This is a genomic window from Ruminococcus bicirculans (ex Wegman et al. 2014) (assembly GCF_000723465.1).
GTDB lineage: Bacteria > Bacillota > Clostridia > Oscillospirales > Ruminococcaceae > Hominimerdicola > Hominimerdicola aceti.
The window spans coordinates 865,997-891,340 of sequence record NZ_HF545616.1; the positions used below are offsets into that span (position 1 = coordinate 865,997).

Here is a 25,344-nt window from a genome sequence, read left to right on the forward strand (position 1 = left end):
TATGGAGGAATTGATTTGAACATAGATATTGCAACGCTTTTTCCTGAAATGCTTGAGAATTATCTTTCTGAAAGCGTAGTAGGCAGGGCGAGGGCTAAGAATATTTTCACGGTAACGTGTCATAATATCAGGGACTACACTCAGGACAAGCACCGCAGAGTAGACGATACCCCTTACAGCGAAAGACAGGGTATGCTCATGCAGTGCGAGCCTATTTACAACTGCTACAAGTCGGTAACAGCTGGAAAGGCAAAGCCTCACGTTATCTATATGTCCCCACAGGGAAAAACGCTGACCCAGAAGCGTGCAAAGGAACTTTCTCGGCTTGACAGCATATTTATATTATGCGGTCATTATGAGGGAGTGGACAGCAGGGTCATTGACGAAATAGTTGATGAAGAAATATCCGTGGGGGATTATGTGCTTACCGGCGGAGAGCTTCCTGCGTTGGTGCTGGTGGACTGCGTTGTGAGAATGCTGGAGGGAACGCTTTCGCAGGCGGATTGCTATGAGGACGAGAGCCACTATAATGGTCTGCTGGAATATCCACAGTACACACGTCCTGAGGTGTGGCACGACAGGGAAGTGCCTAAAGTGCTTCTATCGGGCAATCATGCTGAGATAGCGAAATGGCGCCGTGAGGAGGCTGTAAAAGCCACCTATTTGAAGCGTCCTGAGCTGTTGGAAAGAAGTCCGCTGACGGAAAAAGATTTGGCTATTATACACAAATTAGAAGAAAAAGAGAATAAAAAGTGACATTGGTTTTCAACACTTTTCACATAATTGTTAAATGAATTTGTACAAAGTGATATAATGTAAAAATCTGTGTTGTGAATATATCACAAGTTTAATTACAAAAGTTGCAAAGTTTAGAGCATTATGCTGAAAATTGAGGGTTTTTCGCTTGTTTGTCTAAAATTTGCGTTGACTAAGGCAGACTTGTCGAGTATAATAAATATATCAAATAACCTGAGGGTATCTTGAAAAAGTCCCTTAATTAGGGAGTTTAACAGCATTATAATGAATGGGAGAGATTAGTATGTTCGTAAAAGACGTAGTAGTACAGAATCAGGTAGGACTTCACGCACGCCCTGCAACATTTTTCATCCAGAAGGCAAATGAATTCAAGTCATCTATCTGGGTAGAGAAAGAGGAGAGAAGAGTAAACGCAAAGAGCCTTCTTGGAATCCTTTCACTTGGCATCGTAGGCGGCACAACTATCAGGATCATTGCAGACGGTCCAGATGAGGAAGCAGCAGTAAAGGGTCTTGTTGATCTTGTTGACAGCGGCTTTGCTGAGGGTGCAAGATAATCGCTCCCTGAATATAACTAAATAGAATAGTTTGATTTAAGCGGAATGTTCTGTGTAGGGCGTTCCGCTTTTTTTGCGTAATAGGTTCGTCCTGCCATATCCTCGACAGGACAAAAAAACACCCACAGAAAACTGTGGGTGCCAAAAAATAAAAAATTATAGGGGAGAAGCTAGTAGAAATTAATCTACAAGCTGTATATATGAAGGCTTGGGGTAAAAGCCTACATATCAAAATCGACTGCCGCTCTTGGAACTTTCCTCAGTGGGTCTTGTCCCTCGCGACAACTATATAATACCCTGCCCGTATGTACTGCGTATGAAAGTTTTGTGTTAGTTATGTGAACTTTGTTGAACAATTTTTGAAGGTGTGGTATACTATACCAAGAAGCGACGGGAGCGTCGTGAAAGTGCGTAAAATCGTGATTTGAGATTGGAGGACAGTGCTTGACACTGGTTGGGAATATGCCTAGATTTTTTGTTGACAGCGTATCGGGGAATACGATTTCTATCAGGGGTAATGATGCTTATCATATCGGCAGAAGTTTGCGTATGAGACTTGGAGATATCATCACTGTTTGTGCAGACAGGGTGGAATACAGAGCAAAAATTCTGTCCATTTCTGATAAGGAAGTGGTTTGCGATGTGCTTTCTGCTGAGAAAAGCGAAAACGAGCCTACTGTGAATGTGGTGCTTTATCAGGCGTTGCCTAAGTCTGATAAAATGGATCTTATAGTGCAAAAGGCTGTGGAGCTTGGAGTGTACAAGATAGTGCCTGTTATTACGGCGAGGTGCGTTTCAAGACCTGCAAAAAGCGGCTATGAAAAGCGTGTGGAGAGATACAATAAGATAGCTTTGGAAGCGGCGAAACAGTCAGGCAGGGGATATGTGCCTGAGGTGACGAATTTTATCAGCTTTGAGGAGTGCCTTGGTGAACTTAAAGAGTGCGACGAGAGCTTTATGTGTTACGAAAAAGGCGGTGTGAGCCTTAGCAAGACAGGCATTGCCCCTGTCAGTGAGGGTGAGGAAAAGACTATTGGCTTGTTTATCGGCTGTGAGGGCGGTTTCGAGAGCCATGAGGCGGAGAGCTGTAGTCAGGCAGGGGTCACTGTGGTGAGTCTTGGACCTAGGATACTGCGGTGCGAGACAGCTCCACTGGCGGCTCTTAGCGTGATAATGAGCCTTACGGGGAATATGTAGCAGTGGGCAATTTGTCAAAGCTTACTGAGATTTTTTGAGCAGGTTGTATAAAAAATCAGTATTTTTTGTAAACGTCTTGATTTTTTATAACAAATATGCTATACTGTAGATAGTCTGAACGCAGTTCAGAGTGGAATATTCAAAAAAGGAGCGTTTTATTATGGCAAGCGGATTGAAAGTTATAGCTGCACTCGGTGCGATCGCTGCAGGAGCTGCTGCTATTTTTGCATTTAAAAAGCACAAGGAGCTTGAAAACTACGATTACGAAGATCTCGACGAGGATTTCGACGATTGCTGCGGCTGCGACGAGTGTTCTGACGAGGCTGATGAAGCTGATAAGGCAGAGGACGCTGAGAAGTCTGAGGAAAAGGCTGAAGAGCCTGCTGAGGACGAGGCTGCAACTGAGGAGGATGCTGACGTTGAAGTTCAGCTCGACGCTATCGAGGAGCCTGTTGAGGACGTTGACAAGGAATAATCGAGTATCATTTGTGAAAACAAAAAGGACAAGCCACTGTGGTTTGTCCTTTTTTATTTGCCGATATTATTTGTGCCATTTGTATATATTTAGGCTTTGCTCAGGCGGGTTTCTATAAAGTCGAAGACCTCGTCTTGGGATATGCCCAGGACGGCTGAAAACTCGTCAAAGAGCAGATTTTCCGCATTCTTGAAAAAACGTTCGTCTAATGAATGAAGATGTCTGCCCTTCGCAATAAGATGTTTCTGTCTGAGATACAATGTTCTCACAAGCTGTGCAAGTCGCTTTCTGTCACCGCTTTCAAGTACCTGTGAATAAAGCTCGGCACGCTCGCTGCTGCTTTCTTTCCAAAGGGAACTCTCCTCGGGCATTTCTTTTATGATCTCCTCTATCTCATCGCCTGTGAGCAGAGGTTTGAACTTTGTTTTAAGCTCGTCATTATCTACCGGCACATACAAGGTGGAATTGATTTGGTGGACAGGTTTTAGAACTATGTAGCGCTTTTTCTGACCCTTGACGGTCTGTTCGCACTCGCCCTCGACTTTGCACACTCCGGTTGTACCGTATGATATGACGTCGCCTTTTTTTAGCATTTTTAACGCTCCTTCCTCATTAAATCGTGAATACAACTTTATTTTGTTTCTTATATACATTATAACACTTTTTTTCTAAAAATGTCATAGGCAATTTTAACAAATCATACATAGAAGAGGATTGTATAAATGTGTATGAAATGGGTTGCAAAAAAAACGGAAAGAGATGTTCTTTCCGCTTTACATATCTTTATAGTAGGTCTTGTTTTTGGTTAGTCCCAGAAGATAGTCTACATTTGTTTTGTGATATTCAGCTAGGGCTATGAGGATATCCGTGGGAATATCACGCTGTCCTAGTTCGTAGTTGCTGTAAGCTTGCTGTGAGCAATGGAGTATTTTTGCCATATCGTTTTGTTTAAGGTCTGCATCTTCTCGCATATCTCGTATTCTTTGAAAAACCATGCGGCGCTCCATTCCTTTCTGATAGTCTATATTTAATATATCATACAACATTATGTTGTGCTTTTCTTACTACATTATGTTGTAAAAACACTATGGCTGTTTGTGGGTATTTAACAAAATATTTATAAATGTCGAAAATATTGTTGACTTGTATAAAAAAATGTTGTAAAATAAATTCATTAAAGAAATATGGAGGTAACATTATGAAAAAAATATCTGCTCTTTTATTGGCAGTGGTAATGGCTTTTGGCATGGCAGGCTGTTCTGACAGTGGTTCTTCCGACAGTGATAACGAAAGCTCTGCTGCGGCTGTGCAGACGGAAAGCAGTGCTGCTGACTCATCAGAAGATGCAACAGTAACGACAACTACCACAACAACTGCTCCTGCGGTAACGGAATCATCACAGGCTGAGGTGGCTGACACAAGCACTGCTGACGAAAACAAGCCTGCAAGCGTTGACAGCAACGATATTGCGGCTAGTGCTATCGAGCCTTCTGAAACAAGCGAGGAAAATCTTGCGCCTATCGGTCAGTGGATAAAGACTACCAGATACTGTGCTACAGACAAGATCTACCACACTATCTATACAAGGATAACAAAGGTAGTTAGCAAAAGTGAGGATGCAGATTATGTAAACAAGGCTATCGAGCTCAACAACTCTGTTGGCAGTGATTTTTCTAAGATAGACGAGAGCGAGCTGAAAATACCTGATGACTGTGAGCTTTGCGTTATGGAATATGAGGTCTATGTTCCTGAGGATTTCCCTAGCAATGAATGGGGCATAATCTCTCCTGATGTAAACTATTCTGCTTCCAACAAGGGCGGCGGAGGAATACCTTCTGCTGACGGAGCTTCTACTTATATCGGCATGGGCGGAACTACTGAGCTTCTTACACAGAAAAAGAACGAATATTTTGTTGGAAATACATACAAGTATGTAAACCTTTTCCTTATGGTAAAGGGCTACAAGGATTACAAGTTCACATTCAGCTCTTATCCAGAGGGAACAACTTCTGACAGCTCTGATGACGCTGTAACGGCATATATCAGCGCAGAATAATATGTATTTTGGGGCAGGCACGTTGTGTCTGCCTTTTTTTCTTTGCGGAGAAATTGACAATGTCGGGCAAGCGTGTTATAATAAAGTATTATGGAAAAGTATACTTGTCTGAGAGAGGAAAATCAGTAAATGAACGAAAATAATATACGAAATTTCTGCATTATAGCTCATATAGACCACGGCAAATCTACTCTTGCCGACAGAATTTTGGAGCTTACCGATACTGTGAAGCTGAGAGATATGGAAGATCAGCTTCTCGATAATATGGATATCGAGCGAGAAAGAGGTATCACTATCAAAGCTCGTGCGGTGCGCCTTAATTATCACGCTGACGACGGGCAGGACTATGTTTTCAACCTTATCGACACCCCAGGTCACGTTGACTTCAACTATGAGGTGTCACGTTCTCTTGCTGCCTGCGAGGGTGCATTGCTTATCGTTGACGCTTCCCAGGGTATAGAAGCGCAGACCCTTGCAAACACTTATCTTGCTATCGAACATGACCTTGAGGTAGTGCCTGTTATAAACAAGATAGACCTGCCGTCCGCTGACCCTGAAAGGGCTTGCACAGAGGTAGAGAACGTTATAGGCATACCTGCTATGGACGCTCCGAGGATATCAGCTAAAATGGGTACGAACGTCAAAGAGGTGCTTGAACGTGTTGTAAAGGATATACCATGCCCAAAGGGCGACGAGAACGCTCCGCTTAAGGCTCTTATTTTCGACAGCTATTATGACCAGTACAAGGGAGTTATCATATACTGTCGTGTGAAAGAGGGGCATATCAAGGCTGGAGATACCATTAGGCTTATGGCTACGGGGGCTGAATTTCAGACGGTGGAGATAGGCTATATGGGAGCAACTGACCTTGTGCCTGTGGGAGAGCTTCATGCAGGCGAGGTAGGATATATCGCTGCTTCTATCAAGGATATCGGCGACACTCGTGTGGGCGATACTGTGACAAATGCGGCTGAGCCTTGCGCTGAGGCACTCCCTGGATATAAGAAAGTAAACCCTATGGTTTACTGCGGAATCTATCCTGCGGACGGAGCAAAATATCCTGACCTTCGTGACGCTTTGGAAAAGCTTATGCTCAATGACGCTTCACTGTCCTTCGAGCCTGAAACTTCAATTGCACTGGGCTTTGGTTTCAGATGTGGCTTCCTCGGACTTCTGCACATGGAGATAATCCAGGAGCGTTTGGAGAGAGAATATAATCTCGACCTTATCACAACTGCACCGTCAGTTATTTATAAGGTAAATCTGACTAACGGCGAAACTGTGTTCATTGATAACCCGACAAATTATCCTGATGTGGCAAATATTGCTTCGGCAGAGGAACCGATAGTTAACGCACATATTTATACGCCGTCTGAATATGTTGGAAATATAATGGAGCTTTGTCAGGACAGACGTGGCGTATACAAGGATATGAAGTATATAGACGAAACTAGAGTTGACCTGCATTATCAGCTTCCCCTCAACGAGATAGTTTATGACTTCTTTGACGCATTGAAATCACGCACAAAGGGCTATGCTTCATTTGACTATGAGATGATGGGCTATGCGAAGTCTAAGCTTGTGAAGCTTGATATACTCCTTAACGGCGAGGTGGTTGACGCACTTTCATTCATCGTACACGAGGATAAGGCTTATTCAAGGGGCAGAAGACTGACGGAGAAGCTTAAAGAGAATATACCAAGACAGCTCTTTGAAATACCTGTGCAGGCGGCTATCGGCGGAAAGATAATAGCAAGAGAAACTATCAAGGCTATGAGAAAAGACGTGCTTGCTAAGTGCTATGGCGGAGATATCACAAGAAAGAAGAAGCTGTTGGAGAAGCAAAAAGAGGGAAAGAAGCGAATGAGACAGCTTGGATCTGTGTCAGTGCCACAGGAAGCGTTTATGTCGGTGCTGAAGCTGGACGAGTAGCGTAGTTTAAGTGAGGAGTGAGGAGTGAGGAATGGCGAAGCTGAACCGAACAAATCACCCAGCACCGAGCGTAGCGATTTTGCGGTGGTAGAATTTTGGCGTAGGGGCTGGCGCCCTCGACAGCCCGTTCGGAGAGTGGATAGGTTTTGGTTTATACAAATATATCAACATTTTTTTGAAAGGAGCAGCTATGCCTGATATACAAAAGTCTATGAAATTGTCGCTGGCTTTCGGGCTGAGCGGTGCGGTGATATTGCCTGTGCTTTATGAGGTGTATGCCAATATCTCTGCGGCGGCTGGGCTTGTGCTTATCGCTGTGTGGGCGGTGTGTGCAGGAGCTAAATTCTCGGCACTCAAATTCAAGGAAGCTTTTATGGGCATGGTATGCACACTTGCTTATGCAGGTATTCTTGGCGTTATCTGCTATATCGTTATCCACCCCAAAGTTTCCGATATGCTAAACAGGCGGTCGGTGTATTTTCAGCTCAGTTTGAAACAGCAGGCTTATTTCGTGCTTTATGCAGTGCTTATAAGCCTTTGTATGTTCCTTGTGTGGGGCGGTATATTTGGTGTGAAAAAGGCGATAGAGAGATTTCGGCTCAACCGTGAAAAAACAGGAGAGTATATCGACAAGGCTTTTGATGATGACGAGGATATGCTATGACAGGAATTTATATCCATGTGCCTTTCTGTAAAAGAAAATGCCCTTACTGTGACTTCTATTCCGTTTGCAGGCCTGAGCTTTATGAGGACTACACGCAGGCTGTGTGCCGCAATATTGAGGCTTTCAAGGGTAGGGACATAAAATGCGATACTATCTACTTCGGTGGCGGTACGCCCTCTGTGCTGTCGGCTGAACAGGTTGACAGGATAATAGATACGGCAGGAAAGTGCTTTGATCTTTGCCAGCCTGAAATAACCTTGGAGGCTAATCCCAGCTCTGTGGACAGGGAGAAGATGTCAGGGTGGAGAAAAGCAGGGGTAACAAGGCTTTCTTTTGGCGTTCAATCGGCTAATGACAGGGAGCTTGGCTTCTTGGGCAGGCTTCATGACTTTTCTCAGGCAAAGTCGGCTGTGGAAACGGCGGCTCAGGTGGGATTTAGGCATATCTCATGCGATATCATGCTTGGGGTAAAGGGTCAGACCCTTGAAAGCCTTTGGGATAGCATAGAGAGCATTACGGCACTCCCTGTTGATCATATTTCGGCTTATATGCTGAAAATAGAAAAGGGTACGGCTTTTGATTGTGATGAGATGAGAAACGCTGTGGCTGATGACGATATGCTGTGCGATATGTATTTGCAAACTGTGGGACAGCTTGCAAGCAAGGGCTTCTTACAGTATGAGATATCAAATTTTGCCAAAGAGGGCGGAAAATCACGGCACAATCTTAAATATTGGCACGGGGAAGAATATATAGGCATTGGCCCGTCGGCACATTCTTTCTTTGATAATGAGAGATATTACTGCAAGAGCGATGTTGAGGAGTTTATTTCTGACAAGGTGCAGAGCATGGTGGTGCTTGAGGACGACCCTGACAAGGCAGAGGAGTATGTCATGCTGGGGTTAAGGCTCACGGAGGGCATTGACATAGGTAAAGCCGAGGAGCTTGGTGGTAAAGAGCTTGGGGAGAATATCCGCAAGAAGGCGGCTTTGTTTCAGAAACAGGGGCTTTGCGTGGTCGAAAAGGGTATTTTAAGGCTTACGCCTGCGGGTTTTCTGGCTTCAAACTCTATTATCGGTGAACTGCTGTGGTAAACCTGTATAAATATAGGCAGACAGTGTTGTGCAGTTATACAATAGATATACGATATGTAGGGGATAAGCTTGAAAAATGACAGAAAATGTGGTATAATTCACTGCGGCGGAGTGTGTCCGCAGTTTTATATTACCGAGAGGGCTTTTTTATGAAAAGTATAAGATTTATTGCTTTGATCTCAGCAGCGGCAATGTGTTTCGGACTTTGTGCCTGCGGAAAGTCGGAGAAAAAAGACGAGATAGCTGTGCCTATTCTGGAAACTAAGGATATAACATATAAGACGGTAAAAGCTGAGATAGGAGATATCTCTCAGGAGTATCATCAGGAGGGCGTTTATGATTACCCTTACAGTGAAACCGTCACCTTCAAGGCAAGCGGTCAGATAAAGTCTATAGATGTGGAGTCGCCTTGTGATGTGAAAAAGGGTGACCTGCTTTGCACACTTTATTCTGACGATGTGGACGAACAGATAGAAGAGGAAGAAATAAGGCTCAATCAGGCGAAGCAGACTGTCGCTACATTGCAGGCGAACGGTGCTGACTACAGTGAGATACAGCTTTCTCAGTATGACTTACAGATAGAACAGCTCAAATATGACAGTCTTGTGGCGTCCTTGGAGGATTATAAGGTTTACGCTCCATGTGACGGACAGTTTGATCTTGCAGACAGACAAGGTCAGGAGCTGACAGCGTTCATGCCGGTGAATAAGGGCGAGGTGCTTGGGTATACTTCCGATAAATCACAAAAGGCTCTGTGCGTGTCTGTGTTTGATAACGCGCTCACAAACGTCAATTTTGGCACTGCAGTGCAGATAGTACAGGGTGCCAATACGATGGGCGGCACTGTGACGGATATAATCTACAATGAGAGCGGAGATTTCTCGGCATATGTTTATGTTATAACCCCTGACGAGGAGAACGATATGCTGGATCTTGGCGGCATAGAGGTTGTCTTTGACGTGTATTCAAGGCTTGATACTGTGATAGTTCCGCAGAAGGCGGTGAAGAAGCTTGATGGACGCAATTATGTGAACCTGCTTGTGGACGGTGTAAAGATAGAGCAGGACGTAGAGCTTGGCATCGAGGACAACGACAACGTTGAGATACTTTCGGGACTCAGCGGCGGTGAAGAGATAATACTCAATTGACGGCATTCAGCCAATTAAATACTATTTGATATGTCTGATTTGTGTTTTAAGAAAAAATAAAGAAATAAAGCACTTGATTTTTTGCGTAATTTCGTGTAAAATAAAAGAACAGAGTGTCTAGGGAGGACTAAAAATGAAGGATTTTTTATCTAACGTATGGGTAAAGCGAGCGGTATCAGTTTTCAATGTCGCTTACTTTGCTGTAATAACTCTGCTCACTTATGCAACGTTCCTGTATGATCTGGAGTTTGCGGCAGGCAGAGAAAAATCGTTTTTCACAGTGTATGTGGTGCTTAACGTAGTTTTTATGGGACTTATGCTCTTTTCAAGACGTGAGCTTGTGACGGAGATATTGAGCATACTCATGCTTCCGGTCGTGTTCTGCATGATACTTTTCAACATGGGCGACTGGATATTGATAGTTCCGCCGTTCATTGTTGCTATCATAATGTTCTTTGCAGCAGGCACGAACGAAACTGTAAAGGTTATAATGGGTACAATATATCTGCTTATGTATGTTCTTGGAATAGTTGCATACTTTGTGCTTAATATCCTTTTCGGAGGCACGTCTGTTGAAACTGTGCTAAATTCAGATCTTGACACATCGTCAAGTGTTTATGCTCTCTACAGAGATAACTTCAAGAAGCTCACTGAAGTAACGTCAGAATCAAATACCATATCGCCTGACGGCCAGTATCAGATAATACTTTATGATGTAAAGGACAGCGACAAGGGTGCTGTAAAGATATGCGTAGTGCCATACAATCAGGATATCGAGCTTAAATTCTTTACTCTTAAGCAGAAAGGTATCAAAAAGACCATTTCCAACAAGGGTATAAGAGGAACAGTTCCTGATGTTGGCTGGGTAAAGGAGGACGGAGTTCTCAAGGTGCAGTACAGACTTTCGGATGCTGATGATCTGAGAGCCACTTCTGTTACAACAATGCCGGATAAGCAGTATTTCCAGTTTCTTGGTATTCAATAAGTTCGCAGGACCGTCTGAGAAGGCGGTCTTTTTTTGATAAAAATGGCTGTCAATAAGAGCTTATTCATAAAAATCGTGTGGTTATTTTGGTTAAAACGCTTAGCTTGTATTACAAAACAGTTACATTATATGAAAAATTGTATGGTACACTTGACAGATTTGTTAAAAAGGTGTAAAATATTAATAGTGTTTTATAACGTTTCGATACTTGTGTGAACGGCTATGAAAGCGTTTACATACAATAGTATCAAGGGAGGATAAGAATTAAAATGAGATCAAAGAGAATACTTGGCGTGGTATCAGCGATAATGATGCTTGGCGTTTGTGCTGTGTCTGCTTATGCCGACAGTGAGGCTGAAATACCTGAATATAGTGCCGACAAGAGTATCCTTACAACAGATACTTCAGCACCATCCTTGTCGTTTGATATGAAGGATTGGGAGAGATATATCAAGGTGACTCCTGACGGTGAGAAGATTTCAGTGGGAGCATCCCAAGAAAAGACCTATGCTTATCAGGGTGCAAGCCTTAAGATAACAGCAACACAGCCTAATGACATAAGCGATTATTGTACTTTTGCTTCGCTTATAAGAGATGACGATAAGAATTTGGTTTATCCTGGCTCTGATTCTGAAGATGCGCCTTATATAACGATGGGCGTTGAGATCGACGCCAAGGATTTTGGTATGACTTGTTTTGACGGCTGTATGGTTTCTTTCAAGTATAGGATAAATCAGGACGCTCAGGGCAAACTTATGGGAGATTCTGTGTTTGCTTTTCCTTGTACTGAGGAATACAAAAAGGTGACCAGCAATAGTGTTCAGCTTGAAATAAATACAGATGCAAGCAATAATGTTACTCAGTATGCGACAGCACTTATACCAGTACCTGACAAGTGCGGAGCAACAAAGTTCGTATTTGAGATACCGGTCATAAAGAAAATGGATAAGACAGATGTGCTTTATATTGATAATCTTGTAATAGATACTCCGTTGCAGAAGAACGGTGAAGATCTTCAGGTAATGAATCTCGATGGCTACAATAAAAGTGCAAAGGCACAGGAGATCGTGCAGGGCTTAAAGATACAGCCTAAGTCAAACGGACTGGGCAGCACTTCGTCATCTGAGGCTGAATCTTCAAAGGGTATCGGAGTAGTAGGCATTGTAGTTATTGTGGTCGTTGCGGTGGTTATTGTCGGTGCTGTTATTTTCGTTATCAAGAAAAAGAAATCGCGGTTTTATTGATTTTTTTGATCTGACAGAGAGATGGGCTTTTGGCTCATCTCTTTTTTATTTTTTTATGAATATATCCTCATCTCCGAGAAATAATAGCATTAGCCTAAAATGGCATATCTTATACTGAAAGGAACTTAATTATGAAAAAATTGTTCGCTATGCTAACTTGTCTTGGCCTTTGCGGTGTTATGCTCGCAGGCTGTTCAAGAAATGACGATAACTCAGGTTCGACATCTTCCGGCGTTACTGCGACCACAACTTCTAAAAATGAGGTCACAAGCAGACGTGATGACAGCGACACGCTTGTGAGCCGTGTTGGCGATGGTATCAAGGACACTGTAAGCGGTGGTGCGGATATTATTGATGATACTGTAAGCACTGTAGAAAGCGTTGTTGACGATATCATCAGATAAGCTGCACATATGCTTGCGGACTGCTCAGCCGTGATATTATTTCGGCTTGCGGCAGTCCGTTTTTTATTGTGAAATCGTATGATAAAACTCAAACAATGTCAAAAGTCAATGGTTGACTATTGATAAATTATTAACGCCAAATCATAATTAACTAATTATTTGACTAGCTGTGAACGAAGTGTAAAATCCATGTAAAATAAATGTTTAAATTTGCGGTTTGCTCTTTAAAAATGTGGGGCTGTGTGGTATAATGAAATACATCAGGCAGATATTTTCTGCTATTAAGAAAATGTAAAGATTTATGGTGGATTTCTTTATGAAAATCGGAGAAAATAAGTGAAAAATATAGGCTCTGAGCTTGGCGGCTTGTTGAAAAAAATATGCTTATGGGGCGGTGTTATGGCTGTTGTATGCTGGGCATTTACTTTGCTGTGGGGCTTTGACATCACACAGCTTGCGGGCTTTGCATTGGGCTGGGGCTATATGTGCCTTTGTATGTACTACCTTGGTGTGACCTGCGAAAAGGCTGTGGAGCTTGAGGGCCAAAAGGCTAAGCGGACAATGCTTGGGTGTTACATGACTAGGTATGGAGTGCTTTTTGTGCTTTGTGCGGGGGCTATGCTCACAAAGGCAGTAAGTCCAGTTGGGATACTGCTGCCGCAGTTTTATCCGAGGATAATTCTGTATGTCATACAGATAAGAGAAAGAAGGGATAAATAAATGACGGGTATTGGAAACGGCCCTAAGATAGTGTTTGAGATAGGCAGTCTGAGGATCACCGAAACGGTGGTGATGGGCTGGCTTATTATAGTTGCGGTGCTGATACTGTGCTTGTGGCTCACACACGATTTGAAAAAAGTGCCTGAGAAAAAACGTCAGGTGGTTGCGGAGATGCTTGTGAACTTCGTCAACAACATGGTCAAAGAGAACATGGGCGTTAAGATGATGAAGTATGCCCCTTATATTGCTACGCTGCTTATTTATGCGGTGTTTGGCGCTCTTATCAGTATGATAGGTCTGAGGTCTATGACTGCAGACATCAATGTTACGGCAACGTGGGCACTTATGACATTCGTGCTTATCACATACAACAAGATAAAAGCGAACGGTTTCAAGGGCTATCTTAAAAGCTTTGCACAGCCTGTGGCTTTTATCCTGCCGCTTAATATCATCAGTGAGGTGGCTACACCTGCGTCTATGGCGTTCCGTCTGTTCGGCAACGTTGCAGGCGGCATGGTAATAACGGGACTGCTTTATGGTGCGCTCGGCTCACTGTCATCTGCACTGGGTCTGACTTTTGAGGCAGGATCATGGGCGTTCAGTGTATTTCAGGTAGGTATACCTGCGGTGCTCAGCGTGTATTTCGACCTGTTCTCAGGGTGCATACAGGCTTATATCTTCTCGATGCTCACCATGGTAAACGTTGGTGCGGCTGCGGAAACAGAGTAATTTACCGCTTTGGCGGAAAGTATAAAAAATGTAAATAACGGAGGTTTATCATTATGGAAAAGGCTATTCTTCTTGGCTGTTCAGCAATCGGTGCAGGACTTGCAATGATCGCAGGTATCGGACCTGGTATCGGTGAGGGCTACGCAGTAGGAAAGACTATCGAGGCTATCGCAAGACAGCCTGAGGCTAAGGGCGACTGCACAAGAACAATGTTCATAGGCGTTGCTATGGCTGAGTCAACAGGTATCTACGCATTCGTTGTAGCACTTATCCTGCTCTTTGCTAACCCATTTATCGGAAAGCTTTAATAAAAAGCTTCAAACAAGATTTGCTCTGCATTGGTGCGGAGGGGAGGTTGGATAAATGGTATTGGCAGCAGGCGATGTGACAGAGTTTCTGTCAATAGATCTGACAACGATAATTGCGACTTTGCTCAATACGCTCATACTGTTTTTGGTGCTCAAGCATTTTCTGTTCGATAAGGTGAACAAGGTCATCGAGGACAGGAAAAATGATGTTAAGGAAACTTACAGGCAGGCTGACGAGGCGAAAGAAAATGCCGAGAAGCTTGAAGCTGAGTATACAAGCAGATTAGAGGGTGCAAAGGAAGAGTCTGCACAGATTATACAGACGGCAACAAGAAAGGCTCAACAGCGTTCTGACGAGATAATCAGCGAAGCGAGAACTGAGGCAAAGGGTCTTGTGGATAACGCTTCAAGAGAGATCGAAAGAGAAAAGAAGATCGCTGTCAACCAGATCAAGAACGAGATCACCGATATTGCTTTCTCGGCTGCGGCGGCAGTTGTGGAAAAGGATATGACAGGCGAGGACAACGAACGTCTTATCGAGAAGTTCATCGACAATGTGGGTGAGATGTAATGGCAGACAGTATCGGGAATATTTACGGCAATGCACTTTTCGAGGTGTGCTGCGAGGAAAACTGCCTTGATGAAGTCTATGGTGAGCTTGGGAGCATAAGGGATATAATTTTCTCTCAGGGTCAGGAGGAATATGTGGAGCTGCTTGCGTCACCGCTGGTAACGGAGGACGAAAAAAGGGCGGCGCTGGAAAAGGTGTTTATGGACAGGATACAGCCTGTTACGCTTAATTTTCTTTGCCTTGTGAGCGAAAAGGGCAGGATAAGGTTTCTGCCTGAGATATGCGCAAAGTTCAAGGAGCTTTATGAAAAGCATAATAATATCATAGAGGTCACTGCGGTGACGGCTATGCCTCTGTCTGAAAGGCTCAGGGACAAGCTTGTGGCTAAGCTGGAGGCTGTTTCGGGGGCAAAGATAGTGCTTGTGGAAAAGGTGGATAAAAGCCTTATGGGCGGTATCGTGCTGAGATATTCAGACACAGAAATAGACGGCAGCGTCAGAACTAAGCTTGATGATATCAAGGCTCAGATCGACGGGGTCATTGCATAGGAAAGGAACGGTATTTTAACATGAAATTACGTCCTGATGAAATAACAGGCTTGATAAAACAGCAGATCAAGGACTACCGCAGCAAGCTTGAGCTTGACGATGTGGGGACGGTCTGCACTGTTGGCGACGGAATTTCAAGAGTTCATGGACTTGACAAGTGTATGTCGGGCGAACTTCTTGAATTTTCTAACGGAACATACGGCATGGCAATGAACTTGGAGCAGGATTTTGTAGGCTGTGTACTTCTCGGCTCTGAGGACGGAATAAAAGAGGGGTCTGGAGTAAAGAGGACAGGCAGGATAGTTTCTGTGCCTGTGGGAGATGCGCTTCTCGGACGAGTTGTGAACGCTCTCGGTGCACCTATCGACGGCAGGGGCGCTGTGCTTACAACAGAAACAAGACCTGTGGAAAGCCCTGCTTTCGGAATAATTACAAGACAATCAGTAAACAGACCATTGCAGACCGGTATCAAGGCTATTGACTCTATGATACCTATAGGCAGAGGTCAGCGTGAACTTATTATAGGCGACAGACAGACTGGTAAAACTTCTATAGCACTTGACACTATCATAAATCAGAAAGGCAAGGACGTTATCTGTATCTATGTTGCGATAGGTCAGAAGCAGTCTACTGTGGCAAACGTGGTGGATACCCTTTCTAAGCATGGGGCAATGGATTATTCTATAGTTGTATCGGCAACGGCTTCTGAAATGGCGCCTTTGCAGTATATAGCACCATATGCAGGAGTTGCAATGGCTGAGTATTTCATGCTTCAGGGCAAGGACGTGCTGTGCGTTTATGACGACCTTTCAAAGCACGCTGTGGCGTACAGAACTATGTCACTTCTGCTTCAAAGACCGACAGGACGTGAGGCTTATCCGGGAGATGTTTTCTATCTCCATTCAAGACTTTTGGAGAGAGCCTGCTGTCTTAACAAGGACTACGGCGGAGGCTCTATAACCGCTCTGCCTATTATCGAAACTCAGGCAGGCGATGTTTCAGCTTATATCCCGACAAACGTTATATCTATCACTGACGGACAGATATTCCTTGAATCTGAGCTGTTCTTCTCAGGCGTCAGACCTGCAGTAAACCCTGGTATATCAGTATCCCGTGTAGGCGGTTCGGCACAGATAAAGGCTATGAAAAAGGTTTCAGGCTCGTTGAAACTGCTTTATTCACAGTACAGAGAGTTGCAATCATTCTCACAGTTCGGCTCTGACCTTGACAAGGACACAAAGGAAAGACTTGCACAGGGCGAACGTATCGTGGAAGTGCTCAAGCAGGGCAAGACCTCGCCATTGGACGTTGAGAAGCAGGTGGTCATAATCTATGCGGTGGTAAACAACTATCTGAAAAATATCAGAGTTGAGGATATCGCTGAATTTGAGAAAGACCTTTTTGTGTATATAGATGAAACTCACCCTGATATTTTCTCTTCAATAAGAGAAACAGGAGAGCTTACAAAAGAGAATGAACAGGCAATAAAGGATGTGCTTGCGGAGTATTCACAGAAGTTTCTTCAAAGCAGATAAGGAGCGCTGAGCGATGGCAACAGCTAATATGAAAGACGTCAAAAGACGTATCAAAAGCGTTGAAAGCACCATGCAGATAACAAAAGCCATGCAGCTTGTGGCGGCTTCTAAGCTCAGACGTGCCAAAGACAAGGCGGTGGCAGTTCAGCCGTTCTTTGAAACGCTTTTTAAGACAATGTGCGATATATCCTGCGACAGAGCTTTCAAGTCGGTGTATACAAAGAAGAAGTTTCTTAATTCCACACTGCTTATAGTGGTGGCAGGCGACAGGGGACTTGCAGGAGGATTTAACTCCAACGTTCTGAAAATGGCTAAGGCAAAGGCTGACGATGTGCTGTCATCAGGCGGTCAGCTTCGTGTTATGGCTGTGGGCAAAAAGGCTGTTGAGTTCTTTGAGAAGCGTGACTATGACCTTGTGTGGAAATATCCGCAGATAGCGGAGAACATTGACACTGACACTGTTATAGACATTGTGGAAGATATTATCGCAGGCTTCAGAAATGGGGATTATGACAAGGTAGAGCTTGTGTATACCACATTCGTGTCGGCGCTGACACAGGAGCCTTGCAGTTTGCAGATACTTCCCGTGGAGGATCTTGACAAGCTGGGCGGCAAAAAGCACCCGTCAACTATCTATGACCCGTCCCCTGAGGAGGTCTTTGACGGTATGATACCGCAGTATATAGGCGGTATGCTTTATTCTGCGATAGTGGATTCTTACGCTTCTGAGCAGGCGGCAAGACGTACTGCAATGGAGTCTGCAACGGACAACGCAGGAGAAATGATAGACAATCTGTCGCTTCTTTACAACAGAGCAAGACAGGCGCAGATAACTCAGGAGCTTACAGAGATAAGCTCGGCAACTATCGGAAGATAGTATTTAAAAGATGTGACGGCTATGATGATAGCTTATATCCCTTTTTGAAAGGTGGTAAATAAATGGAAAGCAAAAACATAGGCAAGGTAGTCCAGATAGTTGGTGCGGTAGTTGATATCCGCTTTGAAAAGGACAGCTTGCCTGATCTGCTCAATGCCATTGAGATAGACAACAAGGGCGAAAAGCTCGTTGTTGAGGTGGCTCAGCATATAGGCGACGATATAGTAAGATGTATCGCCATGGGCTCTACAGACGGACTTATGAGAGGTATCGACGCTGTTGATACGGGCAAGGCTATTTCTGTTCCGGTGGGCAAGGAAACTCTTTCGAGAATGTTCAATCTTCTGGGCGAGCCTGTTGACAATCTGCCTGCCCCTGAAACTAAGGAGCGCTGGGAGATACACAGAGAACCGCCGACATACGAAGAGCAGTCTGCTTCAAACGAGATTCTGGAAACCGGTATCAAGGTCATCGACCTTATCGCACCATATCTGAAAGGCGGAAAGATAGGTCTTTTCGGCGGTGCAGGAGTAGGCAAGACGGTGCTTATTCAGGAGCTTATAAATAACGTTGCCAATCAGCATGGTGGTATCTCGGTATTCACAGGCGTTGGAGAGCGTACCCGTGAGGGCAACGACCTTTATTATGAGATGAAAGAGTCGGGAGTTATCGATAAGACTGTGCTTGTGTATGGTCAGATGAACGAGCCGCCCGGAGCGAGAATGAGAGTTGCACTTTCAGGTCTGACAATGGCGGAGTATTTCAGAGATGTTGAGCATCAGGACGTGTTGCTTTTTATCGACAACATATTCAGATTTACTCAGGCAGGTTCTGAGGTGTCGGCACTCCTTGGCAGAATGCCGTCAGCCGTTGGTTATCAGCCTACACTTGCAACTGAAATGGGTCAGTTACAGGAGCGTATCACTTCAACAACAAAAGGCTCTATCACTTCCGTTCAGGCAGTTTATGTGCCTGCGGACGATTTGACAGACCCTGCGCCTGCAACTACGTTTGCTCACCTTGACGCAACAACTGTGCTTTCAAGAAGTATTTCATCACTTGGTATCTATCCTGCCGTTGACCCGTTGGAGTCAAACTCCAGGATACTTTCACCTGAGATAGTGGGCAACGAGCATTATCAGGTGGCAAGACAGGTCCAGTCTATCTTGCAGAGGTATGTGGAGCTTCAGGATATCATCGCTATCATGGGTATGGACGAGCTTTCTGACGAGGATAAGCTCACTGTATCAAGAGCAAGAAAGATACAGCGTTTTCTGTCACAGCCGTTCTCCGTTGCGGAGCAGTTCACAGGTATGAAGGGCAAATATGTGCCTATCAAGGAGACTATCAGAGGCTTCAAGGAGATAATCGAGGGCAAGCATGACGACCTGCCTGAATCTGCTTTTCTGTTTGTGGGAACTATCGACGAGGCTGTTGAAAAGGGCAGACAGATCGCAGAAAGTGAACAGTAGTAACAGAACGTTTAAAGAAAAATACTTGACAAGAGTCGGATTATAGTATATAGTGAATGTATGTGGCAATTTTGTGTCACACACGCTGATTTGTAAAAACTTGTGGAGAAAGATTATGACGCCTTTTGATCTTAAGATAATAACCCCTGAAAAAACTTTTTTTGAGGGAAATACTGAGCAGATCATTGTGAGGACCGTATCAGGTGATATCGGTATACTTGCAGGTCATGCGCCATATGTGGCAAATATCGTTTCTTCTCCTTTCCGTATCAAAATAGAAGGTGAGTTCAGAACAGCCGCTATTTCGGGAGGGCTTATAAAGGTGTCTGCTGACGGTGTGACAGTGGTGACATCTGCTATCGAATGGGCTGATGAGATAGACGTTGCAAGAGCCGAAAAGGCAAAGGCTGCGGCAGAGAACAAGCTCAGAGAAAATGCTAGCCAGAAAGAGTTTGAAAGGGCGGAGCAGAAGCTGCGACGTGCCATGAACAGACTTGTGGTGGCAGGAAAGAAATAATTATCAAAGTCAGAGCCTTGCGGGATATCCGTGTAGGCTTTGGCTTTGTTTTATTTATTAAGTAAAATCGGCGTAAAGGTAAGGTAAGTAATGGGGTGCGCAGGGGCGTGCTCGGACGTTGTGCAGTGGAAAAAACAAGAAAAGGAATGAATTGATTTGAGTATCTTTAACATTATCGGAATGGCGGGCGGACTTGGTCTGTTTTTATATGGAATGACCATATTGAGTTCGGGACTTGAAAAGGCTTCGGGCGGACTTATGGAGAAGGTCCTTGCGAAAATGACGGGAAACGTGTTCTCAGGAATACTTTTCGGTGCGTTGGTGACGGCAGCGGTGCAATCATCGTCTGCAACTACTGTTATCGTGGTGGGACTTGTAAACGCAGGCCTTTTGAAGCTTAAGGGCGCAGTTGGAATAATCATGGGTGCAAATATCGGAACGACCATGACAACGCAGATATTAAGGCTCACAAACCTCGAGGGCGACAGCAGCGGCCCTGCTATATTGCAGCTTTGCAAGCCGTCGAATTTCTCGTCTATACTTATCGTTATCGGTCTTATAATCATAATGGTGGGCAAGAAGAACAAGACAAAGAACGTGGGCGAGATAATGATGGGCATAGGTATCCTCTTTACCGGAATGATACTTATGCAGGAGAAGATCGCTCCGCTGGCAGAGCTTCCGCAGTTCGAGCAGCTTTTTGCAGTGCTTAAAAACCCTGTTCTGGGCGTATTGGTGGGTGCGATATTCACGGCTATCATACAGTCATCAGCCGCTTCTATAGGCATTTTGCAGGCACTTTCAGTGTCAGGCGCTATCACATTCGCTTCTGCATTTCCTATCATAATGGGTACTAACATCGGTACTTGTGCTACACCTCTTATTTCAAGTATAGGTGCTTCAAAGAACGCTAAGAGAGCCGCTATGATACACTTCTATTTCAACCTTATCGGTACTATAATCTTTCTTATCGGCGTTTATATCATTCAGTATACAATAGGATTTTCGTTCTGGAATAATAGCTTTACAACGGGAAGCATCGCAAACTTCCATACTATCTTCAATGTTGTGGTAACTATAATCTTTCTGCCGTTCTATACAGTGCTTGAAAAACTTGCCGAATGGACTATCAGAGATAAGAAGAACGCTGAGGACGATGATACTTTCACTAAGGAGGATCTTCTTGACGACAGATTTCTTGTTACTCCAAACGTTGCTATCGCACAGGCTACAGAGGCAGTTGTTCAAATGGGCGTGCTGGCACAGAAAAATTTCATATCGGTAAGAGAGCTTTATGACAAGTATGACCTTAAGTCTATCGACAAGATAAAAGAGCGTGAGGAGCTTATCGACAGGCTTGAGGACAGAGTAGGTTCATATCTTATAAAGCTCAACGACTGCGGTCTGAACGAGGATGAGTCGAGAACTGTTACAGCGCTTTTCCACCTTATTTCAGAGTATGAGAGAATAGGCGACTATACTATAAACATCTATGAAACTGCAGATGTTCTTTATGAAAAGGAGATCGGTTTTTCTGAGCAGGCGAAGCACGAGCTTGATGTTGTGTGCAACGCCATTCAGGAGATAATCGGGCTTGCTATCGAAGCCACAAAGACAGGGGATATGAACGTTCTCAAGGAGATCGAGCCACTTGAAGAAGTAGTAGACAGACTTGTTGAGGAGCTTAAGGCTGTTCATATCGACAGGTCTAAGAATGGTCTTTGTAACATCGAGGTGGGTGTGAACTTCCTTGATATACTCACAAATGTTGAGAGAATATCAGACCACTGCTCAAATATTGCGGTCTATCTTATCGCAAACCAAGAGAAATACAACAGCCTTAAAAAGCATGAATATCTTGATAAGCTTCACAGAAACGGTCCTGACTATTACGAGAAGCTGTTGGCTGAATATTCAGAAAAGTTTGCGCTTTAGTTCAGGTTTTTGCACCTGTGGCGTGATATAATATTGTAAAACAGCAAGGAGGGACATTAGTCCCTCTTGTTATAAGCTGAAAAGGAGAGAGCAAAATGGACAAATTCAATTACACTATGCTGTGCGATTTTTATGAGCTGACAATGGGAAACGGCTACTTTGTAAGCGGTATGCAGGAAAAGATATCTTATTTTGATCTGTTTTTCAGACAGATACCTGACGGTGGCGGATTTGCCATTGCCTGCGGTCTTGAGCAGGTCATAAACTATATCGAAAATCTGCATTTTGACGAAGAGGACATAGAGTTCCTGCGCTCAAAGGGCATTTTTGACGAAGGCTTTCTTGAATATCTTAAGGATTTCCACTTCACAGGAGATATATTTGCTGTGCCGGAGGGCACTGTTGTGTTTCCTAACGAGCCTATCATCACAGTAAGAGCCCCTGCTGTTCAGGCTCAGCTTGTGGAAACTTATCTTCTGCTTTGCATAAATCATCAGACACTTATTGCAACAAAGGCTAACCGTATTGTAAGGGCGGCTCAGGGCAGGGCGGTATCTGAGTTTGGTTCAAGACGTGCTCATGGTGCAGACGCTGCCATACTCGGTGCAAGAGCCGCAGGCATAGGCGGTTGCTCAGGCACAGCCTGCACTATCACAGACCAGCTTTTCGGCTTTAATGCAACAGGCACAATGGCACATTCATGGGTGCAGATGTTTGACAGCGAGCTGGAGGCTTTCAAGACATACTGCAAGTGCTATCCAAAGGGCACTGTTCTGCTTGTGGACACTTATAATGTGCTGAAAAGCGGTGTGCCTAACGCAATAAAGGCTTTTGACGAGGTGCTGAAGCCTATGGGCTGCCGACCTGTGGGAATAAGGATAGACTCGGGAGATATAACTTATCTTTCCAAGAAAGCAAGAAAAATGCTTGACGAGGCAGGCTATTCTGATTGCAAAATATGTGCCTCAAACGCCCTTGACGAGTATCTTATAAGAGATATGATATATCAGGGTGCTAAGGTGGATATGTTCGGAGTGGGCGAAAGACTTATCACCGCAAAGAGCGAGCCTGTTTTCGGAGGAGTTTACAAGCTTGCGGCTGTGGAGGACGATGATGGCAATATTCAGCCTAAGATAAAGATTTCTGAAAATGTGGCGAAGATAACCACTCCGCACTTCAAAAAGCTTTACAGAATTTATGATAAGAATAACCACAAGGCTGTGGCTGACCTGCTGTGTGTTCATGACGAGGTGATAGATGAAAGCAGACCCCTTACGCTTTTTGACCCACAGTTTACATGGAAGAAAAAGGTCGTCACAAACTTTGAGGCAAAGCCTATTCAACAGCAGATATTCAAGGACGGCAAGTGCGTATACAAGAAGCCTGCATATGAGGATATCGTAAAGTATGCGGCGGCTGAGATAGACACTCTTTGGGACGAGATCACAAGATTTGAAAATCCGCACACTTATTATGTTGACCTTTCTCAGAAGCTTTGGGAAGTGAAGAATTATCTTCTTGCGGAGAACAACAGACAAACGGCAGATTAAAATTTACATTATTGACTTGAAAAAAGCTATAGGCTGTGTTACAATAAGCGTGGTTAGCAAATTCTAACCTATTAAGCATTGGAGGGTCAGAAATGGAAAAGATAACAGTAAAAATAGACGGAATGATGTGCGGAATGTGTGAATCGCATATGAATGACACTTTCAGGCAGAATTTCAAGGTGAAAAAGGTAAGCTCTTCCCATGCAAAGGGCGAAACTGTGGCTATAGTTGATGAAGATATCCCTGATGAAAAGCTTAAAGAAGCAGTTGAGAAAACAGGCTACACTTTTATTTCCGCTGAAAGAGAGCCTTATGAGAAAAAAGGATTTTTTGCAAGATTCAAGTAAATAGCTATGCACAAAGTCGTGGCAGATGAAAAGGTCTGTCACGGCTTTTTTTTGTTTGCTTGACAAAACATATTTTCTGTGATATAATAAATATCAGTTAGTATACATTAACCGATGTTCTATACATTTGATACTGCACGAGAAAGGTGCGGCTAAGTTTGCAAAAAGCTTTTTGTGAAAAGGCGTTTTGTTTTGATAGGCTTAGCTTCGTGGCGTGCAGTAATTTTATAGATGCAAGTTAGCTATAACTAACAAAGAAAGGGGCATACAAATGGGAAACATTCACACGTCTGGGGAGGACTATCTGGAGACGATACTCGTTTTATGGAACAAGCAAAACGGCGAGGTGAGGAGCATTGATGTTGCAAGGGAGCTGAATGTTACAAAACCCAGCGTATCAAACGCTATGAAGATACTTCGTGAGGGAAAGTTCATCACAATGGACGAAAACGGTTTTATCACTCTAACTGACGCCGGCAGATATGTTGCGGAAAAGATCTACGAAAAGCACCTTGTATTGACAGAGTGGCTTGTAAGTCTTGGTGTTGACAGAAAAATATCTGAACATGACGCCTGCAAGATAGAACACGTTTTGTCTGACGAGAGCTTTGCGGCATTGAAGAAGCATATCAGTGAAGAACAATGAGCATGACTATTTTTAAAGGCATTCTGATACCATTTTTGGGTACATCTCTTGGTGCGGCGTGTGTGCTTTTCATGAAGAAAAATCTGCATTATCTTGTCCAGCGAGCCTTGACAGGCTTTGCGGCAGGAGTAATGGTGGCGGCAGGCGTGTGGAGCTTGCTAATACCCTCTATGGAGCAATCAGCGAAAATGGGTAGACTGAGGTTTGTTCCTGCGGCGGTTGGATTTATGCTTGGAGTGTTTTTTCTGCTTTTTCTCGATAGAGCTATACCGCATCTTCACATGAATGCCACCGAGCCTGAGGGAGCGAAAAGCGGTTTCAAGCGAACTACCATGCTTGTGCTTGCGGTGACGCTTCACAATATCCCCGAAGGAATGGCTGTTGGCGTTGTATATGCAGGCTGGGTGGCTGACCATCATGCTATAAGCGCCGCTGGTGCGTTGGCATTATCCCTCGGTATCGCAATACAGAACTTTCCTGAGGGTGCGATAATATCTTTGCCACTGCGTTCGGAGGGTATGGGAAAGGGAAAAGCCTTTGTTTACGGCGTTTTATCGGGAGTTGTCGAGCCTGTTGGGGCTGTGCTGACGATACTTTTGGCACAGTTTATAATCCCTGTTTTGCCGTATCTTCTAAGCTTTGCGGCAGGTGCTATGATTTATGTCGTGGTGGAGGAGCTTATACCTGAAATGTCGGAAAAGCCACACTCCAATATTGGAACGATAGTTTTTGCGCTGGGTTTTGTGCTTATGATGATACTTGATGTGGCACTTGGATAGGTGTTTTTTTATGTTTACATAGGGATCATCTTTATGCATGGTAAGTGTATTGAATATCTTTTTTGTATAGCCGGGCATATCATTTTGAAATGATATGTCCGGCTTTGTTTTGTGTGTAAATTGCATTTGTTAATTTGTTTATCTTAAACGTTTGATGTTAATATGAAATGTAAACGTTTTTTAACCATTGTTTCCTTTGGTAATGAAAGACAAAAATAATATAAAATGATGATTACTTATAGCACAATTCACTAAGTTTGTACTTCTTTATTTGTCAAAAACATTGATTTTTAAAAATT

The 25,344-nt window shown here is 43.9% G+C and carries 28 protein-coding genes; 26 read left to right on the forward strand and 2 right to left on the reverse strand.

Annotation, left to right across the window (positions count from 1 at the left end; all coding sequences use genetic code 11):
* Nucleotides 1-15 precede the first annotated feature (15 nt).
* The 4 genes from trmD (at nt 16) to RBI_RS03835 (ending at nt 2,984) form a co-directional block, all read left to right on the forward strand.
* The gene (gene trmD, locus RBI_RS03820) at nt 16-756 is read left to right on the forward strand and encodes a tRNA (guanosine(37)-N1)-methyltransferase TrmD (RefSeq protein ID WP_038671171.1); all 741 of its coding nucleotides are present in this window, start codon (nt 16-18) and stop codon (nt 754-756) included.
* Between the two features lie 283 nt (nt 757-1,039).
* Entirely contained in the window at nt 1,040-1,312 is a 273-nt protein-coding gene (locus RBI_RS03825; RefSeq protein ID WP_022288633.1) for an HPr family phosphocarrier protein, read from the forward strand.
* A 462-nt stretch (nt 1,313-1,774) separates the two neighbouring features.
* Nucleotides 1,775-2,509 carry a 16S rRNA (uracil(1498)-N(3))-methyltransferase gene (locus tag RBI_RS03830; RefSeq protein WP_038673060.1) on the forward strand — a complete coding sequence of 245 codons (735 nt, stop codon included), beginning with the start codon at nt 1,775-1,777 and terminating at the stop codon, nt 2,507-2,509.
* Nucleotides 2,510-2,669: 160 nt separating this feature from the next.
* Nucleotides 2,670-2,984 (forward strand): hypothetical protein, encoded by a 315-nt coding sequence (locus RBI_RS03835; protein WP_022288631.1) that lies wholly within the window; start codon nt 2,670-2,672, stop codon nt 2,982-2,984.
* 89 nt (nt 2,985-3,073) lie between these two features.
* On the opposite strand, the gene RBI_RS03840 is transcribed toward RBI_RS03835, so the two are convergent.
* Both RBI_RS03840 and RBI_RS03845 read right to left on the reverse strand, forming a co-directional pair.
* Nucleotides 3,074-3,577, reverse strand: coding sequence for a CarD family transcriptional regulator (locus tag RBI_RS03840; protein ID WP_022288630.1), 504 nt, complete (start codon nt 3,575-3,577; stop codon nt 3,074-3,076).
* A gap of 180 nt (nt 3,578-3,757) precedes the next feature.
* Nucleotides 3,758-3,979 (reverse strand): helix-turn-helix domain-containing protein, encoded by a 222-nt coding sequence (locus RBI_RS03845; RefSeq protein WP_022288629.1) that lies wholly within the window; start codon nt 3,977-3,979, stop codon nt 3,758-3,760.
* Between the two features lie 203 nt (nt 3,980-4,182).
* Between RBI_RS03845 and RBI_RS03850 the strand changes: the two genes are divergently transcribed.
* The 22 genes from RBI_RS03850 to RBI_RS03955 all read left to right on the forward strand — a co-directional run bounded on the left by RBI_RS03850 (nt 4,183) and on the right by RBI_RS03955 (nt 25,045).
* The gene (locus tag RBI_RS03850; RefSeq protein WP_038671173.1) at nt 4,183-5,040 is read left to right on the forward strand and encodes a hypothetical protein; all 858 of its coding nucleotides are present in this window, start codon (nt 4,183-4,185) and stop codon (nt 5,038-5,040) included.
* A gap of 129 nt (nt 5,041-5,169) precedes the next feature.
* Nucleotides 5,170-6,972 carry a translation elongation factor 4 gene (lepA, locus tag RBI_RS03855; RefSeq protein ID WP_022288627.1) on the forward strand — a complete coding sequence of 601 codons (1,803 nt, stop codon included), beginning with the start codon at nt 5,170-5,172 and terminating at the stop codon, nt 6,970-6,972.
* A 190-nt stretch (nt 6,973-7,162) separates the two neighbouring features.
* Nucleotides 7,163-7,636 carry a hypothetical protein gene (locus RBI_RS03860; protein WP_022288626.1) on the forward strand — a complete coding sequence of 158 codons (474 nt, stop codon included), beginning with the start codon at nt 7,163-7,165 and terminating at the stop codon, nt 7,634-7,636.
* Complete coding sequence (hemW, locus tag RBI_RS03865) at nt 7,633-8,730, forward strand: radical SAM family heme chaperone HemW (protein WP_038671175.1); 1,098 nt, start codon at nt 7,633-7,635, stop codon at nt 8,728-8,730. Before RBI_RS03860 ends, hemW begins: the two co-directional genes overlap by 4 nt.
* Before the next feature lie 149 nt (nt 8,731-8,879).
* Nucleotides 8,880-9,878 carry an efflux RND transporter periplasmic adaptor subunit gene (locus tag RBI_RS03870; protein ID WP_038671177.1) on the forward strand — a complete coding sequence of 333 codons (999 nt, stop codon included), beginning with the start codon at nt 8,880-8,882 and terminating at the stop codon, nt 9,876-9,878.
* Between the two features lie 133 nt (nt 9,879-10,011).
* Nucleotides 10,012-10,863, forward strand: coding sequence for a hypothetical protein (locus tag RBI_RS03875; RefSeq protein ID WP_038671179.1), 852 nt, complete (start codon nt 10,012-10,014; stop codon nt 10,861-10,863).
* Nucleotides 10,864-11,132: 269 nt separating this feature from the next.
* Complete coding sequence (locus RBI_RS03880; protein ID WP_038671181.1) at nt 11,133-12,107, forward strand: hypothetical protein; 975 nt, start codon at nt 11,133-11,135, stop codon at nt 12,105-12,107.
* 131 nt (nt 12,108-12,238) lie between these two features.
* The gene (locus RBI_RS03885) at nt 12,239-12,511 is read left to right on the forward strand and encodes a hypothetical protein (protein WP_038671183.1); all 273 of its coding nucleotides are present in this window, start codon (nt 12,239-12,241) and stop codon (nt 12,509-12,511) included.
* A 336-nt stretch (nt 12,512-12,847) separates the two neighbouring features.
* Nucleotides 12,848-13,231: a hypothetical protein gene (locus RBI_RS03890; RefSeq protein WP_022288620.1), complete on the forward strand. Its 384-nt coding sequence runs from the start codon at nt 12,848-12,850 to the stop codon at nt 13,229-13,231.
* On the forward strand, nt 13,232-13,960 hold the full coding sequence (locus RBI_RS03895) for a F0F1 ATP synthase subunit A (protein WP_046439674.1): 729 nt from the start codon (nt 13,232-13,234) through the stop codon (nt 13,958-13,960). It abuts the gene before it with no gap.
* Nucleotides 13,961-14,013: 53 nt separating this feature from the next.
* Complete coding sequence (gene atpE / locus RBI_RS03900; protein ID WP_022288618.1) at nt 14,014-14,268, forward strand: ATP synthase F0 subunit C; 255 nt, start codon at nt 14,014-14,016, stop codon at nt 14,266-14,268.
* A 55-nt stretch (nt 14,269-14,323) separates the two neighbouring features.
* The gene (gene atpF / locus RBI_RS03905; protein WP_038671185.1) at nt 14,324-14,839 is read left to right on the forward strand and encodes a F0F1 ATP synthase subunit B; all 516 of its coding nucleotides are present in this window, start codon (nt 14,324-14,326) and stop codon (nt 14,837-14,839) included.
* Entirely contained in the window at nt 14,839-15,387 is a 549-nt protein-coding gene (atpH, locus tag RBI_RS03910; protein WP_022288616.1) for an ATP synthase F1 subunit delta, read from the forward strand. Before atpF ends, atpH begins: the two co-directional genes overlap by 1 nt.
* Nucleotides 15,388-15,407: 20 nt before the next feature.
* The gene (gene atpA / locus RBI_RS03915; protein ID WP_022288615.1) at nt 15,408-16,922 is read left to right on the forward strand and encodes a F0F1 ATP synthase subunit alpha; all 1,515 of its coding nucleotides are present in this window, start codon (nt 15,408-15,410) and stop codon (nt 16,920-16,922) included.
* 13 nt (nt 16,923-16,935) lie between these two features.
* Nucleotides 16,936-17,799, forward strand: coding sequence for an ATP synthase F1 subunit gamma (gene atpG / locus RBI_RS03920; RefSeq protein ID WP_022288614.1), 864 nt, complete (start codon nt 16,936-16,938; stop codon nt 17,797-17,799).
* A gap of 62 nt (nt 17,800-17,861) precedes the next feature.
* Nucleotides 17,862-19,271, forward strand: a complete 1,410-nt coding sequence (atpD, locus tag RBI_RS03925; RefSeq protein WP_038671187.1) for a F0F1 ATP synthase subunit beta — start codon at nt 17,862-17,864, stop codon at nt 19,269-19,271.
* A gap of 115 nt (nt 19,272-19,386) precedes the next feature.
* The gene (atpC, locus tag RBI_RS03930) at nt 19,387-19,788 is read left to right on the forward strand and encodes an ATP synthase F1 subunit epsilon (RefSeq protein WP_022288612.1); all 402 of its coding nucleotides are present in this window, start codon (nt 19,387-19,389) and stop codon (nt 19,786-19,788) included.
* A gap of 156 nt (nt 19,789-19,944) precedes the next feature.
* Complete coding sequence (locus tag RBI_RS03935) at nt 19,945-21,723, forward strand: Na/Pi cotransporter family protein (protein ID WP_038671189.1); 1,779 nt, start codon at nt 19,945-19,947, stop codon at nt 21,721-21,723.
* 95 nt (nt 21,724-21,818) lie between these two features.
* The gene (locus tag RBI_RS03940) at nt 21,819-23,273 is read left to right on the forward strand and encodes a nicotinate phosphoribosyltransferase (protein WP_038671191.1); all 1,455 of its coding nucleotides are present in this window, start codon (nt 21,819-21,821) and stop codon (nt 23,271-23,273) included.
* 92 nt (nt 23,274-23,365) lie between these two features.
* Nucleotides 23,366-23,620, forward strand: coding sequence for a heavy-metal-associated domain-containing protein (locus tag RBI_RS03945; RefSeq protein ID WP_022288609.1), 255 nt, complete (start codon nt 23,366-23,368; stop codon nt 23,618-23,620).
* A 271-nt stretch (nt 23,621-23,891) separates the two neighbouring features.
* The gene (locus RBI_RS03950) at nt 23,892-24,266 is read left to right on the forward strand and encodes a metal-dependent transcriptional regulator (RefSeq protein WP_022288608.1); all 375 of its coding nucleotides are present in this window, start codon (nt 23,892-23,894) and stop codon (nt 24,264-24,266) included.
* Nucleotides 24,263-25,045, forward strand: a complete 783-nt coding sequence (locus RBI_RS03955) for a ZIP family metal transporter (RefSeq protein WP_038671193.1) — start codon at nt 24,263-24,265, stop codon at nt 25,043-25,045. Before RBI_RS03950 ends, RBI_RS03955 begins: the two co-directional genes overlap by 4 nt.
* The last annotated feature ends 299 nt before the right edge of the window (nt 25,046-25,344 follow it).

Excerpts from the sequence above, each read along its gene's own strand:
- RBI_RS03825 (WP_022288633.1), top strand. The coding sequence starts at position 1,040 with ATGTTCGTAAAAGACGTAGTAGTACAGAATCAGGTAGGACTTCACGCA.
- RBI_RS03955 (WP_038671193.1), top strand. The coding sequence starts at position 24,263 with ATGAGCATGACTATTTTTAAAGGCATTCTGATACCATTTTTGGGTACA.
- atpF (WP_038671185.1), top strand. The coding sequence starts at position 14,324 with ATGGTATTGGCAGCAGGCGATGTGACAGAGTTTCTGTCAATAGATCTG.
- hemW (WP_038671175.1), top strand. The coding sequence starts at position 7,633 with ATGACAGGAATTTATATCCATGTGCCTTTCTGTAAAAGAAAATGCCCT.
- RBI_RS03880 (WP_038671181.1), top strand. The coding sequence starts at position 11,133 with ATGAGATCAAAGAGAATACTTGGCGTGGTATCAGCGATAATGATGCTT.
- RBI_RS03895 (WP_046439674.1), top strand. The coding sequence starts at position 13,232 with ATGACGGGTATTGGAAACGGCCCTAAGATAGTGTTTGAGATAGGCAGT.
- RBI_RS03945 (WP_022288609.1), top strand. The coding sequence starts at position 23,366 with ATGGAAAAGATAACAGTAAAAATAGACGGAATGATGTGCGGAATGTGT.
- RBI_RS03875 (WP_038671179.1), top strand. The coding sequence starts at position 10,012 with ATGAAGGATTTTTTATCTAACGTATGGGTAAAGCGAGCGGTATCAGTT.
- RBI_RS03850 (WP_038671173.1), top strand. The coding sequence starts at position 4,183 with ATGAAAAAAATATCTGCTCTTTTATTGGCAGTGGTAATGGCTTTTGGC.
- RBI_RS03835 (WP_022288631.1), top strand. The coding sequence starts at position 2,670 with ATGGCAAGCGGATTGAAAGTTATAGCTGCACTCGGTGCGATCGCTGCA.
- atpD (WP_038671187.1), top strand. The coding sequence starts at position 17,862 with ATGGAAAGCAAAAACATAGGCAAGGTAGTCCAGATAGTTGGTGCGGTA.
- RBI_RS03940 (WP_038671191.1), top strand. The coding sequence starts at position 21,819 with ATGGACAAATTCAATTACACTATGCTGTGCGATTTTTATGAGCTGACA.
- atpA (WP_022288615.1), top strand. The coding sequence starts at position 15,408 with ATGAAATTACGTCCTGATGAAATAACAGGCTTGATAAAACAGCAGATC.
- RBI_RS03830 (WP_038673060.1), top strand. The coding sequence starts at position 1,775 with ATGCCTAGATTTTTTGTTGACAGCGTATCGGGGAATACGATTTCTATC.
- RBI_RS03840 (WP_022288630.1), bottom strand. The coding sequence starts at position 3,577 with ATGCTAAAAAAAGGCGACGTCATATCATACGGTACAACCGGAGTGTGC.
- RBI_RS03885 (WP_038671183.1), top strand. The coding sequence starts at position 12,239 with ATGAAAAAATTGTTCGCTATGCTAACTTGTCTTGGCCTTTGCGGTGTT.
- RBI_RS03870 (WP_038671177.1), top strand. The coding sequence starts at position 8,880 with ATGAAAAGTATAAGATTTATTGCTTTGATCTCAGCAGCGGCAATGTGT.
- atpE (WP_022288618.1), top strand. The coding sequence starts at position 14,014 with ATGGAAAAGGCTATTCTTCTTGGCTGTTCAGCAATCGGTGCAGGACTT.
- RBI_RS03860 (WP_022288626.1), top strand. The coding sequence starts at position 7,163 with ATGCCTGATATACAAAAGTCTATGAAATTGTCGCTGGCTTTCGGGCTG.
- atpH (WP_022288616.1), top strand. The coding sequence starts at position 14,839 with ATGGCAGACAGTATCGGGAATATTTACGGCAATGCACTTTTCGAGGTG.
- RBI_RS03845 (WP_022288629.1), bottom strand. The coding sequence starts at position 3,979 with ATGGTTTTTCAAAGAATACGAGATATGCGAGAAGATGCAGACCTTAAA.
- atpC (WP_022288612.1), top strand. The coding sequence starts at position 19,387 with ATGACGCCTTTTGATCTTAAGATAATAACCCCTGAAAAAACTTTTTTT.
- lepA (WP_022288627.1), top strand. The coding sequence starts at position 5,170 with ATGAACGAAAATAATATACGAAATTTCTGCATTATAGCTCATATAGAC.
- RBI_RS03950 (WP_022288608.1), top strand. The coding sequence starts at position 23,892 with ATGGGAAACATTCACACGTCTGGGGAGGACTATCTGGAGACGATACTC.
- atpG (WP_022288614.1), top strand. The coding sequence starts at position 16,936 with ATGGCAACAGCTAATATGAAAGACGTCAAAAGACGTATCAAAAGCGTT.